A 17,247-nucleotide genomic window follows, 5' to 3' on the forward strand; every position below is an offset into this window, starting at 1 on the left:
TGCCTCCCAATTACCCTTCGTTTACTTGAACTTTCGCATGCCAAGAGCTGGCGGTTGCTGCGATGACTTCATTTAAACTTTCAATGTTTTCTCGGCCTTCTGTTTTTAACCAATCACAAGCCGCAGTTTCTCCTGCTTCAACGAAAGGTTTCACGCCATTTTTCCACGTAGCACGGCCACATAAAACACCATTAAATGTTGAACCAGCTTCTTTAGCGAAACGTAGTGTTTCTTGGAATAGCTCTGTTGAGACACCGGCACTTAAAAAGATAAATGGTAAATCAGTGGCTTGACTTTGTTCTAAGAAATAATTCGCCGCTTCCTCTTTTGTATACGCTGTTTCAGCCGGCGCAAAACCTTCTACAAAATTCATATTAACTGGAACTTCCACTTTCAATACATCTACTTTATATTGGGGTTTAGAAAATTCTTTCATCATTTCATTCACTTTATGCGGTTTAACTTTTGCATATTCTAAAGAAGTTGCATCTGCTATTTGTGCATCATAAGAAACTAATTCTAAGTAAAATGGTAGGTCTTCTTCTGCACATTCACTCCCTAAGCGTTCAATAAATACATGTTTTTGATGATTGATTTCTGGATCCTCATCCACATCATAGTAGAGTAAAAATTTAATCGCATCTGCGCCTTCTTCTTTCAAGCGTAAAACAGACCAATCTGCTAGTAAATCAGGCAATCGTCCCGGAGTTGTTGCATCATAGCCCGTTTTTTCATAAGCGAGTAACAATCCAGCCTCGGTATCGCGTGCTTTTGCAGCAGGCAATCCATATTCTGGATCCAATAAAATGGCGGACGCATAAGGTGTCAATTCTTTCGAGACTAATTCTTTAAACGTTTCAATTTGGGCATCAGTTGGCTCTACATCTAGCGCTTTGATCATTTTTTTCAAGGCACCTCGTTGATCAATGGCTAATGCGCTAATGATTCCTTCTTGGGTTGACAAACGATCCATTGCCGCTTTTTTTCCAGCTGTTAACGTAAGCATAGTTCCTCCTCCAAATGTTGTATTATTTATAGTCATAAATCGTTACACCTTTAACCACACGATTCACTGTACCTGTCGGTGAAGGGGTATCCGGTTTATTTCCAACTTTAATAGATGTTAAAAGTGCGACTGTTTGGGCTACCATGATATCTGCTAATGCTAAATAGCCATCAGGTAATAGAGCAGTTTCTGCGGAATATTCAATAGTTGAACCTGAGAAATTACGTTTGCCAGGTTGAGCAATCGCAAAAACACCCGCCGCAATTTCGTCACCGTGAACTTCTTCTAAGATATCCAAGTCATAATCTCTTGTGTATGGTGTATTATTAACAAAACCAAACATTATTGTTTTTTCATTAATAAATGATTTTGGTCCATGACGGAAGCCCATAGAAGAGTCAAAAATTGTGGCAACTTTACCGGCTGTTAGTTCTAAGATTTTTAATTGCGCTTCTCTTGTCAAACCAGCTAAACTTCCAGAACCAACATAAACAATTCGTTCAAAATCAAGGTTAACAATTTCATTTAATTCTTCTTCACGGGATAGCACTTCTTCACCTAATTTAATTAGAGCGGTTACATAATCTTGTTTTTGCTCAAAAGCTGTTTGATCAAAGAGTAGTAATGTACCCAAGGTCATGCAAGAAAAGCTACCAGTCATCGCAAAACCACCATCATTGGAACGTGTTGGCATTAAGAATAAAAAGCTGTTTTCTTCTTTTTGGCTTATTTGTGCCAGTTGTCCTTCTTCGGCACAAGTAATCGCTAAATGATGAATTGTTTCAACCACTTGATTAGCTACTTCAACTGCCGCTAAACTTTCAGGACTATTTCCACTTCTTGCAAACGAAACTAACAATGTTGGTTCGTCTTTAATCAGATAATCTTCTGGTTTGGCCACAATATCCGTTGTCCCAATACTTTCGAATGAAAAGGCTTGTGTGTCGCCGTGTGCTCGGAGATAAGGTACAACCGTATCACCGACATATTGTGAAGTCCCTGCTCCTGTAAAAATTACTCTTGTGCGTTTTCCTTGCGCTTTGGCTTGGACTTCTTTTAAAAAGTTTTCCAAAGCTGTTTGATTTTCATAATAAAGTGTCACGGTTTCTTGCCAAAGCTCAGGTTGCTGACGAATTTCACGTGTTGTGATTTCCGCTCCTAGTTGTTCTAGTTCTTCTTTTTCTGCTGTAAACATACTTAACTCTCCTAACTATTCCGAATATGGCGTATCTGATAATGAAATTGGTCTGCTCGTGCCACACTCAACGTAAATTCAATAATTTCATTTTTCATGTTATATGTCTGCCGTGCTAAATGAAGGACTGGCGCTCCTTCTGGAATCATCAATAATTTGGCATCTTCTTTTGACGCAATGCTAGCGTATAATTCTTCATCAGCTAAACGAACGGTTTGCTTAAAATCTTCCGAAAATAGATCATATAATGGCTTGCTACGTAGTAATTGATCCGTGAGTGATAAGAAAAATTTCACAGGCAAGTATGTGTCTTCAACCATTAATGGCTCGTTATCAGCAATCCGCAACCGACTTAATTTAAAAACTGCCTCTCCTAACGAAAGATTCAAATGCTGACAAATAAATTTATCCGCTTCCAATTTTTCGAAGGATAATATACGGGTATGTGGTTTTCGACCCAGCCCTTTCATTTGTTCTGTAAAACTATATGCGCCAGCTAAATCAGCGGCCTCTTTTTTTATATCTGAAACAAATGTTCCTTTGCCATGACGACGATAGATGGAACCTCTATTTTCTAGTTCTTGTAGCGCTAACCGGACCGTCGTCCGACTCACTCCATATTGTGCAGTCAATTCACGTTCAGAGGGCAACTTGTCATGAGGAATCATGCATGTTTCGATTCGTTCCTGCAGCAAATCAACAAGTTGATGATACAAAGCTTTGTTTTTAAAGGCATTTTCCATAACTTTCTCCTTTACCCTAACTGGTTATAACCACAAACCAATAGTACGGTGGTTTTTTTTATTTTGTCAATAAAAAGTATTAATAAATATCTTCATACCGCTATAACCTTGAAATGATAACGTTTACATTTTTTTATTTTTCTTTATTGTAATATTTTTTTCCTCAAGAAATCATTTTTTTATAAAAAACCATCCTTAAATATGATACCAGTTGATGGTTTTATTTTAAATAGACAAAAAAGAGTATGAGACAAAAATCACTTTAGATTTTTGTCTCATACTCAAAATCTGAAAAACAGTTCTATCCCGACTTCTTCCTTTCTATTGTTTGGTTCTGGCAACAACTAACAAGTAACTGATTTTACGAAATCCATGACAATATTCATTATTGAGCATATTCAATCCTTCTGCTAATTTTCGTATAAGATAAATATTGATTGAATGTGTTGACACAACGAAAGGCCGTCCTATTCGCATATTGATCATAATAACGCTTGGTATACCACTGAAATTCTTTCGTCCAAGGTTTGACATGACCAGTAAAGTGGATAATGGATGGTGCTCTTCTCGTTTCGTCATATTGTCTTTCTCCATAAATAGTTGGATGTTTTTTCGCTTTTGACAGAATATAGCCTTGGGCGTTCCACTTAGGATGCAACAAGGTCCAACGGTCGTGTAAAACCGCATTCAATGCATCTTGATCATGGAAACGTAATTTATCTGGATTTTCTTCAATAAATCTTAAGACTTTAGTGGTTACATCTAAATTCAACCATTTTTTAACATCGATTAGCAACAAGCCTGAGTTAAAATAACACATAGATTCTGCAGGAATCGCCATTTTTTCCAAACGTTGATGGAACCCTGCATCTTCAACAGCGGCGATGATATTTTCACCTAAATCAACTGTCCATAATTTTGCGACATCATCTAAGGCAATCATGTCACAATCCATATACAACAGCCGTTCGATCTGGCTTCCTCTAAACAACTCTGGAATAGCAATCCTGTAGTAAGCTGTTTTGGGAATTCGTTCACTGGTTACAACATTTTTGAAAAAATGGGGGTTGATTTTTAAAAATGTTAACTCTGCATTGAGTTGGGTATGTTTAATCGTAAAGTACAATAGTTGCTTGCTTTCAAAATTGATATTGTCATCAATTACATAAAAATGAACAGCTGCCGCTGAAGGACTATTTTCTAAAATTGAAACAAACATAGCAGCAAGATGCGGTACAAAGTTGGTATTGCAACAGGAGACAATCGCTAATTCTTTTCTATTTTCCATTTCTTGCACCTACTTTCTTTAACTTGTTTAGATAAAGAGCTGTATAAGGATGATTTTCTAACGTATTCCAAGGTTTATCGTGTCCAGTAAAATGAATAATCGCTGGCTCTTGATTTCCCGCTGTATATAATTTTTGATAGGCTTCATTAGGCGCTTCATGACGATTAAAAACTAAAGACGTCTGCATATTCCATCTTGGTTCTAGAGCTAGCCAATCTTCATAAAGAACAGCGTTTAAAGCATCTTGATCATGATAAACTATGCGGTCCCCATTTTCTTCTAGATACTGAATTGTTTTTTGCGTGATTGCTTTCTCGTTCCATCGGTCAATATCAATAATCATAACTCCTGAATTAAAATAATAATCGGAGGAATCGATGCCCAAACGTTTCAAGGCATATGCTTGACCAGGATCAATAACCGCGCCAATCGTTTGGTTCACTAATGGCGTATCATACAACTGGACAATATCATCTAAAACAAGCGTATCTGCATCTAAATAAAGAACCTTTTTATAGCTATATTTTTGTAAAAGTGACGGTAAAGAAATGCGTAAGTATGCGGTCGTTGTAATATGATCACTCACTAAAAAATTTTGATACACTTCTTTGTCTGCTGTTAGAAATTCAACAGTTGCATTTTGTGAGTTACTACTAACCGTTTCTCGGAGTGCTTTTTTGCTAGATAGCGACAGCCCATCATCAATCACATAAAAATGAACAGATCTCTCCGCATGACAATTTTCTAAAACAGTTGTCATCATTACATTCAAATAAGGAGCATAATTTTCGTCTGAAGCTGTCACAATTGGCACAATCTTCTGATTTTTTCTCATCAAAACCACTCTCCTCTTTTATTTTTATAGCTAAGTTCCTATTCAGAATAGGCCCTGAAAAACTTATCTGCAAATCATATGCTCATTGTTTTATAATATAATTATAATAAAAATATATTTTATGGCTATAAAATAATTTTGTTTTCCGTTAACAACTATAAAAAAAACAACATTTCTCTTACTTTATCCTCAAAAATACTATTTATTTAATACTTGTTTTACTAATTTTTTTATCTAAAAATCCGCCTGTTGTATTTTCTGTTGATGATAATTTTAAAATGTACAGCGAAACTTAATATAAATTCTAAACTGACTTCTTACTCAATAAAAGAGCGAAAAAGCCTGGGACAAAAATCACTTTGGATTTTTGTTCCAGGCTCAAAACCTGATAAATGGCGAGAACAGAACCAATTCCTTCGAAAATAAACGGTTCTGTCCTGACCTCCTTCACTTCATATATGATTCTCTTTCCCTTCCAAAAATTATCCTTCTTAAATGATCTATGGCGTAGTCGGATAATTTTGGACTGTCGTTTGATTGCCATTTTGACTAAACAAGCTAGTTGATTGTGCATTTTTTTGTTTTTCTACTTCTAAGACTTTGTTTTTTTCAAAAGCCACATCATAGTTGTAGTCCTTTGGTTGCACTTCTTGGAATCCTTGTGGTTTATAAAAACGTAAAAGGTTTTCCTGATTTAATTTGTCAGATAAACTTAACGATTTTTTCACCCAATCGTTATCTTTCGTGACTTCTGCTTTTAAATCTGCTGGAACTTGGTCTAATTTTTTCCCTTGATTATTGTAGATTTCCCCACCTAGATAAGAAAATTGAGGCGTTACAAAATCGCCATTTCTAAAAGGAACCACTTGTTTATATTGAGGAGATAAAAGGTCCGTGCCAAAATGGATATAATTTTTATCATCGACACCTAAAAGATGGTACAGTGTCGGTAAAACGTCAATTTCCCCACCATATTCGTGCATGATTTTCCCTTGCGTATAGCCTGGCATGTAAAACATCAAAGGTACTCTTTGCAATTGCGCATTGTCATAGTTTGTCCACGTTTTTGGATCGCGGTTGAAAGCTTTACATAAGTCCTTGTTGTTTGCATCTGAAATACCGAAGTGGTCACCATAAATAACAAAAATAGAATGATTGTATAAACTTGTTGTTTGCAAGTAATGGAAAAATTGTTCTAGCGATTGATCCAAATAGTGCGCTGTTCGAACATAATCATCCACAATCGAATTGCCTGTGTTCAATTTAGGAAACGGGAAGTTTTGGTCATCCGTATAATAAGGGGTATGATTGGTCACAGTTAAAAACTTCGCATAGAATGGCTGCTGTAAATGTTCAAGCTCACTAGCTGATTCACGCAACAATTGTTTATCTAAAATACCGTAACCTAGCATTTTGTCATCTTTTGAAAAATATGACCGATCAAAAAAGTATTGATAACCTAAGTTTTTATACACATGGTCTCGATTCCAAAAACTCCCCACATTTCCATGGAAAACAGCGGTTGTATAGCCTTTTTGTCCTAAAACAGCGGGAGCCGCTTCGAAAGTATTGTCTGATCCTAATTGTGTAAAAAGAGAGCCTTGCGGGAGCCCGAATGTTCCTGTTTCTAACATGTTCTCCGCATCACTCGTTTTTCCTTGCCCTACTTCATGAAAGAAATTATCAAAACTGATTGTCGCTTTGTTTTGATAGAGCTGATTTAAAAACGGTGTAACCTCTTGGCCTTGGACTTTCATATTAATCAAAAATTGTTGAAAACTTTCTAAATGAATCACAAATACATTTTTTCCTTTGGCAATCCCGGCATACTGCGGATTAAGCGGTAAATTGTTTTGCTTGGTAAATTTCATGATTTCAGGTAATTCGTTTGAACTAGCTTCTGCTCTTACCTCATTTGACATGGCTGTTTTGACACCATCGATGGCTGTGAATGCATCCAAGCCAAGATATTTTACAATATAATTACGATCAAAAATTCTTTGAAGCAATTGAGGACGATCGGTTTCGCTTAAAAATAAGTTAACCGAAAAGAGCAAGACACTTAAACAACTAATTGAGATCGCCAATCTTCTGTTGATAGGTTTGGTCACAAAGACTTGATGATTCCGTCGCTGTTTAAAAGAGTAAAATACCAAAACGAGCAGCACTAAAGTATCTAGCCAATAAAAGACATCGTGGACTCTCATTAAAGCAAGTAAATCACCAGAAATCCCTTCTGAAACTTTTGAAAAGCCAAAAACAGATTGGATGGTAATAAAGTCAGTGAATTCACGATAAAAAATAATATTCAAATATAAAATTAATGTATTTAAAACATTTAAAAGAGTTAAGCTAAGCATAAATGTTTTATGCTTTTTAAAATACAAACTAAAACCAAATAATAACAGCGTAGTAGCAACTGGATTGAACCATAAAATTTCTCGCTGGAGACTGCCCTTAACGCCCAATGAGAAATCTAGGTAATACGCCAGAATCGTTTTTGCCCAAAAGAGTAAAACAAAAAATAAAAAGAGTCCTAATCGGTTATTTATTTTTTTCATCTAAGTTTGTCTTCCTTTCCCTTCAAAAAAATCTTGATTTGTTAAAAATAAAACCTAACTCTGCGCAATGACTTTTTCGCTAGCGGAGAATTGGATAAATAACTTAAAAAGATAATCGCAATGGCGCAACATCCAAATAAAAGCCATACGTTTGTAAAAGGTGTTCGAGTAAGCGAACTAGTAATAGGCTTTGTAATTAAAAGACTTGGTAGCGCAACCCCTAAAGAATTGCCAATTTGCTTACATGTCACCGCAATGGCTGCTGCCGTTCCTGACTGAGAAAGTGGCATTCCTTCAATCGCTGTAATGGTAATCGGTGAATTTAACATCCCAAACCCAATGCCTAAAAAGATATAAATAATAAATAAAATAATCATAGGCGTTGTTTTAGTTACAAATAATTGTAAAAAGCTAACAGCCAACATTGAAATACCACAAAGCATAATAGGACGTTTCGTCCCTATTCTCCCTACCATTTCGCCGGCTCTCGGTGCAACAAGAAAACTAACAAAAGCCAAAGGAATGGTTGATAAGCCAGCTTCCAACGGGCTGAAGCCTCTCATTTCTTGCAAATATAGCGTGTTTAAAAATAAATAGCCGTTATATATGATGAAGCCAAAAATAGCTAAAAAAGAAGCCGATGTAAATGGAATAGATAAAAAGAAACGCGGGTTGATTAACGGATTGTCAATGTTATATTCATAAATAAAGAAAATGACAATGGCTAAACAGCCGATTATCCCAGTACTTAAAATATCTGGCGCGAAAAGCCCTTTTCTAGGTAGTCCGATAATGGAATAGATAGAACTAAATAGAAAAAGAATCATCAATGCTTGACCAACAAAATCATTTTTCGCCGTTTTCTCTACTTTTGACTCAGGTACAAACTTTTGTGTAAGGATAATTGCCGCAGCAATGATCGGTACATTTACAAAAAAGACATACCGCCAGCTAAAATAAGAAACAATTAGTCCGCCAATAATCGGGCCCATGCCTAAGGAAATCCCTGTAACAGAGCCCCACAAGCCAATTGCTTTCGCTCTTTCTAACTTTTCGGTAAATACCTGTGTAATAATAGACATTGCTACCGGATTTAACATAGAACCGCCAATCCCTTGCAACATGCGAAACGCGATCAATTGCCCTGGGGTTTGCGAAATCCCACATAGGAAAGACGCTAAACCAAAACAGGCTAAGCCCAATTGAAGGACTCGTTTACGGCCAATTCGATCTGCTGTAGACCCAGACAACAATAATAAGGATGCTACCATTAAAGTGTAGCCATCTGTTACCCACTGTAATGTAGACAGATTCGTGTGAAAATCACTTTGAATGGATGGTAACGCCACATTGACAACCGTAACATCCATGGTCACTACAAACAAACTCATGCAACAAGTATACAAAATAACTTTTTTTCTATCGATCATAAAAACAGTCCTTTCTAGCAACTACATAAAACAGGAAAAGCAACAATGACACTTAAACTTCTAACGACACAGTTATCGCAAGTACTCACGTATCAACAGTTCTTTATATTCCTTGCCATTTAGTTATTTTATATTTAAAAAAGTAAATCTTTAGATAGCCAAACTATACACCAGAACCCCTTTAAATTGAACCGTAATAGATACGATTTATCGATTCTTAAGTTATTAAATAATTGAACATTCTGTTCAGAAATATCGAACAGCCCCATAATTGAGCATCTCTTTTAAACAATGAACAACAAAAATAGCCTTATCCGCAGCAGAAGTAAATCTAAGCGAATAAAGCTATTTTTGATAACTATTCCAAAGTAATTTTAATGGCTAAGTCTCTAGCAACTTTTGTAAAGTTGCCTTGATTTGACCAGGTTGGACAAAAACCGAACTGGAAACATTTCGGTATAAATAAAATTTTTGTTTTCGTTCAATCGGTAAAAAGAAGAGTTTAGAATCAATTTCCTGCAGTTGTTCTTTCCGAAGAGAGATTACCGCATAAACTCCTTTACTTTTTTCAATGAGACGAGTAAGCATCAACGTATCGTAGCAACAAACAAGCGGACTTGTTAATTGCAACATTTCTAGCACACTCTTGGTAGCTTCTAAATGATCTAAGTGATGAGGCAAAAATAGAAATGGATAGTTGGTCAAACAGCTGAAGCCTTCTTCCTCAATTTCTTGTTTAATTTCTCTTGAAACACAAAGATACATTTTTAGTTCAATTAATTGTTCTTTCTTTAAAACTGGACTATTCACATCTGCAGAAGTAATCACAAAATCCAACTCATGATTCTCCAATTTATTCAATAACTCAAACGATGAACCATGGTAACATTCCCAAAAACGATTCAGTTGATCCCCATTTTCTGTCACTTTATACATCAAGGACGTATTTCCAAAACCTAAACGCATCACTGGATTCTCAATCATTTCATGCAAATTAAGTTTCATTTTCTTGGCCTCGTTTAAAATGATATATACAGATTGGACGATTTTATCACCATAGGAATTTAACGTCAAAGAATTCCCGTTACGGTCAAAAAGTAAATGGCCCAATTCACTTTCCAAATCTTTTAATGACGCACTTAAGGTTGATTTACTAACATGGAGTTCAGAGGCTGCTTTGGAAATACTATTATATTTTGCAATGGTATAAAAATATTCTAATTTTTCAATAGTCATCTTTTGTCATCCCTTTTATTCAAATTCATTTGCCCACGCAACCTGTTCAAAACACGCCTCACTCTTTATCAATAGCGTAGTTATTTTTGCTCTAATAAGCTATGTCCATCTTGTTATTTTTCTATAACTAATAGTAGATGAATATGAAAGTGCCTTTGGTAAAACTTTTTCTCGGAAATAGCATGAACATTCGCAACAAATTCAGCTTATTAAAAAAGGCGTCTAGCTTTTTCTATTTTACGCAAATTTACTTAAGAAATTCCATTTCAATTCTTCTCTAAAAAAGGTAAGATGGACACAACAAATGCTTCAGTTTCCATGCCCATTTACTTTAAGGTTCAGCGTTATCTGCTAAGTATGAAGAATGTCAAAGAAAGGTTAGGTACTCCCAATGAAAATCAACTATTTAGGTACGGGTGCAGCAGAACGGATTCCAGGAATTTTTTGTAATTGTAAATTATGTAAGTACGCTCGAGAGAAAAAAGGACGAGAAATTCGTACACAAACTCAATTAATTATTGATGATGTCCTGCTGATTGATTTTCCAGGGGATTCTTATTTACACTTGTTGCAGTATGACTTGTGTTTTGCAGACTTTGACTCTTTACTAATCTCTCATTGGCATTCCGATCATTTTTACGGCGAGGATTTGGCTTATCGAATGTCTGGTTATGCATTAGATATTCCCAATCGTTTAACTGTTTACGGAAATGAAGCAGTTAAGACGTTTTATCAGCGCGCCTTTGATTTAGAAGGTCGCCAAGACGATACCCGATTACAGTATCAGGTTATTCAGCCCTACAAATGTTTTACTATTGCGAACTATACGATTTATCCCCTTCCTGCACAACATGGAAATTTCAGTGAAGATTGTTTTATTTTCGTTATAGACGATGGTAAAGATGCTTTTTTATCCACCCATGATACAGGTTACTTTACGTCAGAAATGTTTGAATATCTTGAAAAGAGCCACTTACTTCTTAGTATTGTTTCTTTAGATTGTACTAGTCAAACAAACGAAACTGGCAATAGTCATATGAATTGGGAAGAAAATTTAAAATTAATTGCAGAATTAAAAGAAAGAAAACTCGTCACAGATAAAACGATTTACGTTGCCAACCATTTTTCTCACAATGGCGGCTTGTCTTATGCGGAGATGGCGGCTTTATCTCAAAAGCATGAAATCATTACGAGTTATGATGGTTTAGAAATACTAACTTAATCGGATTATTTGCCTTCTTTTCAGCACTATTATATGCTTTTAACCGATAATTACAAGGTACTTTTATCGTAACTTACACTATCTTAAAAAACAAAAATACTCGAAATTTCCTGTGATTCTGGAAATTCCGAGTATTTTTATGGTTCTTTACGCTGCTGGCACAGCGGATAAACGTTTATTTTCTTCTTCATTCACTCGATTGACAATAAAGTTATAATTCACTTCATTTAGTCTTTGACCATGGTTTCCTGTTTGCTTAATGCCGCCATTGGAATGAACACCAACTACTTCAAACTGAGCATTATAGATTGGTGAACCAGATTGACCACCGGTTGTATCGATATCATAAAATAGTAATGGATTTTCTAAGTCTGTAAAGTTAGATGTAAACAAATCATTTTCATGAGACCATTGCGTGTGGTTTTTCTCACCTGGATAGCCTGATATTGTGACATGGGTATCTGAAGATTCAAACTTTTTCAAAACAAATGGCGTTAAAATTTCTCCCAACTCTGGGCCATCTGGACGATCGTTTTGTTTGCCGACAGTCACGACCGCAATATCCGCATTCGGGGAAAAAGCTACATCAATCACTTTGAATTTGCCAAATGGTGTCGCACTGCCATCTCGACCTGGATAAAACCAAGCATCATCTTTGGCATTCGGATTTAATACTTTGGCATTCTTAAAACTTTCAGCCACATGATTATTGGTGACAATTGTATTAGTTCCAACAACAAAGCCTGTTCCTAAAGAAATATAGCCTGGTTTACTGGCAGGGGAAATGATTCTTCCGATTGACGCAAAAGGCGCTTCGGTTGTATCTGCCACTTCTTGCCTTCTGTCTTCAGGGTCCAGTAACGATCTTTTTTGTCGTGAATGACTTTCGGCAGGAACGATATACTCTTCTGCATTTGCAGAGAGGCTAAAACCGGCTATCAAAGTTACTAAAATCAGAAACAAAAAACCAGCACTAATTTTTCGTATGGAGAACTTTTTCATAAGATTATGCCACTCCTTATCCATTTTTATTTAATTGAGGAATTTTTTTCATTCATTGACCAGAACAGATTCACTTGGTTGGTTTACCTGAATGTCTTCTTTAGCTCCGATTCCAGCAGAGTTAAAGGCTGCTGACACCACTGAAGCTGCTTCATCGCCATATTGAACTTTTGCAGCAGCAAGCATCGCATCACGAGCATCACTGAATTGTGCTTTAGGTGTTAAGTAATTTACTAACGAGCTGTAGAAAATAGTCTGTGCTTTTTCAATGCCTAAGTTCTGGATAATGGTGTAACCAATCCGATTAATAATTCCACTGTTATAATGAACACCGCCTTGATCATAATAAGGCGTTCCTTTATACCGTGCTCGATCGTCGTATTGAGCCATGGTTTCTGGTTGTCCGTGTTTACTTGGCGTTTGTAAATTTCGAATACCTGTTTTTCGGTCAACACTCTGAGTATCCGCACCAATTTCTGGATTAGATGCACCCGAAATAATATAACCCATCAAATCAGAATAAGATTCATTCAACGCACCTGATTGTCCTAAATATTCTAAACCGGCAGTATGTTCCGTCACACCATGTGTCATTTCATGACCAACTACATCTAAAGAGGAAGCATACGTTTTTCCTGTTGGTGTACTTGTTTCACCATAACGCATTGCTTTTCCATCCCAAAAAGCATTGTCATAAGCATCTGGATGTTGTTCATCAACAACTGACAAGATGGGCATCCCTCGATCATCAATACTGTGTCGTTGGAAATGATCTTCATAATATGTTTTCACAAATTTTCCATGCGTATAGGCGTCAATAGCATTCTGATTTAATGTCGCTAGTGATGGCGCTTGAATAATAGAATAATTATTTTTGCCATCAACTACTGCATGGTAAACCCCTGTGTTATCCGTTCCGTGTAAAGCAATTCCCGTATTGCTTTTTTCAACTGGTACATTAAACGTTACTTGAAAAGAGTTTTTTAACGTTACTTCACTACCGACATGTTCCGTTAAATCTTGTTTTTCCATAATTGTTCCATCTGTAGCGTTCACTTTATAAACCAATGATACGGGGTCACCAGTTGGTGAAGAAGTTACTCTGACTTTATAAAATAATTGCCCTTCATTATTTACACGTTTGTCAATAGCTAAAAAGACAAGATCTTTAGTTTCTGGATTATCAGAAGCAACAATTTTTTTAACTCCTTCTTCACCGATTGCATCAACCGATTGAATTTTCACAACTTGATCAACTGGATTTCCTGTAACACTTGTTACTGCACCGTTTTTATCTAAATGAATAATCACATTATCTGAATCAACAGTAACGCCTTCCGTTTGCTTTTCTAACTTAAGATGCTTCATCCCCCACGCGTCTTCTTTTCGATCTACAACCGTATATTGTTCAGCAGCTGCCTCAGAAATTGCCTCCTTTTCCAACTTCGATAAAACTGTTGAAACTTCACTTTCTGAATAAACTTGTTCTTCTGCGGCTACAAAAAGTGAAGAAAATAGACATGAACTTCCAACAAAGATGCCTGTACCTAAAATGTATAAAATTTTATTTCCCTTCATCAAACAATTAACTCCTTCCCCAGTTTCCTTTTATTTCTTTTCCCAACAAAAGTATTGCTTTATCCTCCCTAATTTTTCCCGTTAAACGACCGCCCCTTTCCCTGCGTAAATATTTGTTGCTATTTTCATTATAGACAACTACCTAACCGGCACTATCTAAATTCCTTAATCAGCCGACATTTTTCCCTGTATTGCCCCTCATAACTCAATACCATAGCAAAAAAGTTGTTAACAAATTCATTCGTTAACAACTTTTTTACTGTTATGATTTTTTTCAATAATTAAATGTTGAGTGACCGCTCCTTCATTGAAGGACGTTTGCAAATCAAATTGATCTGAAAAATCAACAATTTCTTTTACATATAACAATCCCCAACCGTGCTCTTCTGGGTTACTTTTAGAACTAAATTTGGTTTTCTTCATAACCTTAAAATCAAATTCGGCTTGGACACTATTTGTTATCACAAACTCTTGTGTTTCATTTTTATTGAAAATTGAGATAGCGAACATTTTCAATTCTGATTTTGCACTGTTTTCAATCGCGTTATCTAATAGAATAGCCAACAAACGAATCACAACCATTAAGTCGATTGATGTATCAAGAATAAATACTTCTGGCACATCAACAATCACTTTTAGTTTTGCTTGCTTTGCGGTATTAATTTTCATACTTATGAGTGCCTTAAGTTCCATATTTTTCAAACGATTTAACTTCATAAGTTCAAATTCTTCATTATCAATAATTTTTTTGGTTGGTGCAATCGTTTCTTCATAAATTCTTTTGATTTCCAAAATATCTTCGTATGAAATAGCAATTTGTAAACTATACAATAAATTTTTATAATCATGACGAAACATCGCTAGCTCTTCGTTAATGGATTCTATTTTTTCAGTATAAATCGTTAAATTATTCAATAATTGAGTGTTGATACGTTGTTCTTCCAAATAAGCTTCAATGACTAAGCCAATCAGAATTAAAAATAAACCTACACTTATTAATAACTCCAATTTAGAACTATTTACCGTGACAAATCCTCGCATAAAGTCAGGTGAAATCTCTGGCGAAATCAAAAACACAAAAAGTAACAACAGAATCAACAATAAAAGTAAACAACCAAAAAAAATTCGGCTATTTTCTAACACACGATTTAATCTTAAAAAAACACTATTGGGAATTTTTAAAGCAATCCAGATATTTATAAGCAACAGAAGAACATTTGAGGCAATCCATAATAATTTATTTTGATAAATCTGTTGAAAAAAAACACTTAAAATCGTTTGCTCCGTGTAATTGATAAACGAAACCATAAGCAATGTAAAAACGGATAAAAATATCGCTTTAAAAATTGAGAACCTCTTTTTGTGAATGAGTAAAAATCCTGTAAAAATAACGACTGTCAGCGCATAAATCAACCAAGAGTAGCCCAACATTAATGCCGCAAACGAACAAAGATTAATGACAATAAGCAATGAAAGTAACGGTATTTTACATTCAATCTTGATCAATGTTACTCGTAAAAAGACAAAAACGATAAAGCTAGATACAAGCAAAACATTAGTAGCTAATAACGACAAAATCATTTTTCAATATTCTTTTTAGGTTTTTCAGTTTGTCCCATCCATTGTCCAAATATATTGGGCGAATTTTGATTTAATCTAGGCTTAGTTCCCACACCATCACTGACTTTTGCAACTCTTTTTTCAATAACATTTTTAATTATTTTTTTACCAAATTTCATAAAAACACTTCCTTCAATTAAATTTTTTGTTACAGGGAGTATCATCAGACCTTGGATGACGAGACCGTAGAGTATTACTGAAGCAATCTTTTCTTTGACAAACAGACTACATAAAATAAGTAAACACACCCTTATAAGGCTTTGCTTTTTGAGCACGTTTAAATCAGATGGTTGAACAGGTTCAATTGCTGTTCCTTGTGGCGCATACCAATAAAATAATACAACTAAGAGGCAAATCAATAGAATTTTATAAATAAACGGTAAGCTCACAGAAGAATTTTTCAATACAAATGGTATGGCGACATAGATAACAATGCTTTCTAGACGACAGAGCCATTTAGTTTTTGCATGCCATCCACCTGCGACAGGCCGTAAAAAAATCAGTACGACGTATACAATAAAGGTTTCGCTTAACGTCCCAAATAAAACTGATAAAATCAGAATCATCAGAAAATTAAATAAGCCAGAAAAATAAACGGTTAGATAATACTTTGTCCATTGTGTTTTTCCTGATTGATCTTCCTGATCCATATCCATAATATTTTTTAGAATCCAATCGATTAGCATATCGCCCTCCTCTTCAAGTATTGCACTAAATTATAACGAATATAGCGACTAATAGATAGATAATTCCTTAATTAGTCATTATCCCTCCCTAAGTAAGAAATAGTGCCTTGACCTGAGTATAATATCTTCTTGAGACTGGTACTTCCGTTCCGTCTCTCATAGTTAAAAGATGCGTTTTATAATTTAATTTTGACGCATATTTTTTATTGATGATGATTGATTGATGGACTCTAATCAAATCTGGATGCAGTTGTTCAATTTTTGATAACGTTCCATAAAATTCTCTTTTAAAATTTTTACCAACCATTGACACACGATGATCGTATTCCGTTTGAAAGAAATAAATATCATTAATATCCATTTTTATAGAAGACGCTTTTAAGTTAATGATAATATATTCACTTTTTGTCTTTATATTTTCTTTTTGTTGAATATATGCATCGACACATGTTTCAACTTCTTTTTGGAAATCTAGAAAATCCACGTTCTTTTGAATAAATTGAAGAGCTGAAACCATATATTTGTAGGAAGTTAAAACTAATTCTGTGTGAGTAGAAATAAATACAATCAGACTTTCACTGTCTGTTTTTCTGATTTCTTTAGCAACCTCAAATCCTGCCTGGATATGATTGTTCATTTGAATATCTAGGAAAAAGATATTTAGTTGGGCGTCCTGGTGTGCCACTTGTAATAATTCATCTGAACGTGAAAATAAATGGATTGTTTCATTATAAATATTTCTTGCATGTAGGATATTTGTTAACAATGCTTCTAACGCTTTTGCTTGAATAATTTGGTCTTCTAATATATAAATAGCCATTTGTTCACTCATCCCTTTCTCAAGA

General features: G+C 35.2%; 14 protein-coding genes. 1 reads left to right on the forward strand and 13 read right to left on the reverse strand.

Features of this window, described 5'->3' with window-relative positions:
- Positions 1 to 10 precede the first annotated feature (10 nt).
- The 8 genes from lacD to IGL17_RS07880 all read right to left on the reverse strand — a co-directional run bounded on the left by lacD (position 11) and on the right by IGL17_RS07880 (position 10,294).
- Positions 11 to 1,006: a tagatose-bisphosphate aldolase gene (lacD, locus tag IGL17_RS07845; RefSeq protein WP_002357245.1), complete on the reverse strand. Its 996-nt coding sequence runs from the start codon at positions 1,004 to 1,006 to the stop codon at positions 11 to 13.
- A 22-nt stretch (positions 1,007 to 1,028) separates the two neighbouring features.
- A complete protein-coding gene (gene agaS, locus IGL17_RS07850; RefSeq protein WP_010707482.1) occupies positions 1,029 to 2,201 on the reverse strand; it encodes an SIS domain-containing protein in 1,173 nt (390 codons plus the stop codon).
- An 11-nt stretch (positions 2,202 to 2,212) separates the two neighbouring features.
- Positions 2,213 to 2,944 carry a GntR family transcriptional regulator gene (locus IGL17_RS07855; RefSeq protein ID WP_002360115.1) on the reverse strand — a complete coding sequence of 244 codons (732 nt, stop codon included), beginning with the start codon at positions 2,942 to 2,944 and terminating at the stop codon, positions 2,213 to 2,215.
- Positions 2,945 to 3,329: 385 nt separating this feature from the next.
- Positions 3,330 to 4,232, reverse strand: coding sequence for a glycosyltransferase family 8 protein (locus IGL17_RS07860; RefSeq protein WP_016618310.1), 903 nt, complete (start codon positions 4,230 to 4,232; stop codon positions 3,330 to 3,332).
- A complete protein-coding gene (locus IGL17_RS07865) occupies positions 4,222 to 5,067 on the reverse strand; it encodes a glycosyltransferase family 8 protein (RefSeq protein ID WP_010823749.1) in 846 nt (281 codons plus the stop codon). The genes IGL17_RS07860 and IGL17_RS07865 overlap by 11 nt, the downstream gene beginning before the upstream one ends.
- 500 nt (positions 5,068 to 5,567) lie before the next feature.
- Positions 5,568 to 7,628 carry an LTA synthase family protein gene (locus tag IGL17_RS07870; RefSeq protein WP_002361977.1) on the reverse strand — a complete coding sequence of 687 codons (2,061 nt, stop codon included), beginning with the start codon at positions 7,626 to 7,628 and terminating at the stop codon, positions 5,568 to 5,570.
- 41 nt (positions 7,629 to 7,669) lie between these two features.
- Positions 7,670 to 9,058, reverse strand: a complete 1,389-nt coding sequence (locus tag IGL17_RS07875; protein WP_002391405.1) for an MFS transporter — start codon at positions 9,056 to 9,058, stop codon at positions 7,670 to 7,672.
- Between the two features lie 381 nt (positions 9,059 to 9,439).
- Positions 9,440 to 10,294 (reverse strand): LysR family transcriptional regulator, encoded by an 855-nt coding sequence (locus IGL17_RS07880; RefSeq protein ID WP_016618306.1) that lies wholly within the window; start codon positions 10,292 to 10,294, stop codon positions 9,440 to 9,442.
- A gap of 391 nt (positions 10,295 to 10,685) precedes the next feature.
- On the opposite strand from IGL17_RS07880, the gene IGL17_RS07885 reads away from it, so the two are divergent.
- Positions 10,686 to 11,516: an MBL fold metallo-hydrolase gene (locus IGL17_RS07885; protein WP_002360106.1), complete on the forward strand. Its 831-nt coding sequence runs from the start codon at positions 10,686 to 10,688 to the stop codon at positions 11,514 to 11,516.
- Positions 11,517 to 11,663: 147 nt separating this feature from the next.
- Here the strand turns inward: IGL17_RS07885 and sprE are convergent, their stop codons facing one another.
- The 5 genes from sprE to fsrA all read right to left on the reverse strand — a co-directional run bounded on the left by sprE (position 11,664) and on the right by fsrA (position 17,222).
- Complete coding sequence (gene sprE / locus IGL17_RS07890) at positions 11,664 to 12,518, reverse strand: serine proteinase SprE (protein ID WP_002364098.1); 855 nt, start codon at positions 12,516 to 12,518, stop codon at positions 11,664 to 11,666.
- A 48-nt stretch (positions 12,519 to 12,566) separates the two neighbouring features.
- Positions 12,567 to 14,099 carry a gelatinase GelE gene (gene gelE, locus IGL17_RS07895; RefSeq protein WP_080008737.1) on the reverse strand — a complete coding sequence of 511 codons (1,533 nt, stop codon included), beginning with the start codon at positions 14,097 to 14,099 and terminating at the stop codon, positions 12,567 to 12,569.
- A 234-nt stretch (positions 14,100 to 14,333) separates the two neighbouring features.
- Positions 14,334 to 15,677: a sensor histidine kinase FsrC gene (fsrC, locus tag IGL17_RS07900; RefSeq protein WP_016618304.1), complete on the reverse strand. Its 1,344-nt coding sequence runs from the start codon at positions 15,675 to 15,677 to the stop codon at positions 14,334 to 14,336.
- Positions 15,674 to 16,402 carry a quorum-sensing system protein FsrB gene (gene fsrB / locus IGL17_RS07905; RefSeq protein WP_002377181.1) on the reverse strand — a complete coding sequence of 243 codons (729 nt, stop codon included), beginning with the start codon at positions 16,400 to 16,402 and terminating at the stop codon, positions 15,674 to 15,676. Before fsrB ends, fsrC begins: the two co-directional genes overlap by 4 nt.
- 88 nt (positions 16,403 to 16,490) lie before the next feature.
- The gene (gene fsrA, locus IGL17_RS07910) at positions 16,491 to 17,222 is read right to left on the reverse strand and encodes a response regulator transcription factor FsrA (protein ID WP_078126749.1); all 732 of its coding nucleotides are present in this window, start codon (positions 17,220 to 17,222) and stop codon (positions 16,491 to 16,493) included.
- Between the last annotated feature and the right edge of the window lie 25 nt (positions 17,223 to 17,247).

It is taken from the genome of Enterococcus sp. AZ088 (assembly GCF_051714845.1).
Taxonomy (GTDB): Bacteria; Bacillota; Bacilli; order Lactobacillales; family Enterococcaceae; genus Enterococcus; species Enterococcus faecalis.

What these genes read in the sequence shown, in the direction of transcription:
- IGL17_RS07875 (WP_002391405.1), bottom strand. Translation starts at nt 9,058, where the DNA reads ATGATCGATAGAAAAAAAGTTATTTTGTATACTTGTTGCATGAGTTTG.
- lacD (WP_002357245.1), bottom strand. Translation starts at nt 1,006, where the DNA reads ATGCTTACGTTAACAGCTGGAAAAAAAGCGGCAATGGATCGTTTGTCA.
- agaS (WP_010707482.1), bottom strand. Translation starts at nt 2,201, where the DNA reads ATGTTTACAGCAGAAAAAGAAGAACTAGAACAACTAGGAGCGGAAATC.
- fsrB (WP_002377181.1), bottom strand. Translation starts at nt 16,402, where the DNA reads ATGCTAATCGATTGGATTCTAAAAAATATTATGGATATGGATCAGGAA.
- sprE (WP_002364098.1), bottom strand. Translation starts at nt 12,518, where the DNA reads ATGAAAAAGTTCTCCATACGAAAAATTAGTGCTGGTTTTTTGTTTCTG.
- IGL17_RS07880 (WP_016618306.1), bottom strand. Translation starts at nt 10,294, where the DNA reads ATGACTATTGAAAAATTAGAATATTTTTATACCATTGCAAAATATAAT.
- IGL17_RS07870 (WP_002361977.1), bottom strand. Translation starts at nt 7,628, where the DNA reads ATGAAAAAAATAAATAACCGATTAGGACTCTTTTTATTTTTTGTTTTA.
- IGL17_RS07855 (WP_002360115.1), bottom strand. Translation starts at nt 2,944, where the DNA reads ATGGAAAATGCCTTTAAAAACAAAGCTTTGTATCATCAACTTGTTGAT.
- IGL17_RS07860 (WP_016618310.1), bottom strand. Translation starts at nt 4,232, where the DNA reads ATGGAAAATAGAAAAGAATTAGCGATTGTCTCCTGTTGCAATACCAAC.
- IGL17_RS07865 (WP_010823749.1), bottom strand. Translation starts at nt 5,067, where the DNA reads ATGAGAAAAAATCAGAAGATTGTGCCAATTGTGACAGCTTCAGACGAA.
- fsrC (WP_016618304.1), bottom strand. Translation starts at nt 15,677, where the DNA reads ATGATTTTGTCGTTATTAGCTACTAATGTTTTGCTTGTATCTAGCTTT.
- fsrA (WP_078126749.1), bottom strand. Translation starts at nt 17,222, where the DNA reads ATGGCTATTTATATATTAGAAGACCAAATTATTCAAGCAAAAGCGTTA.
- IGL17_RS07885 (WP_002360106.1), top strand. Translation starts at nt 10,686, where the DNA reads ATGAAAATCAACTATTTAGGTACGGGTGCAGCAGAACGGATTCCAGGA.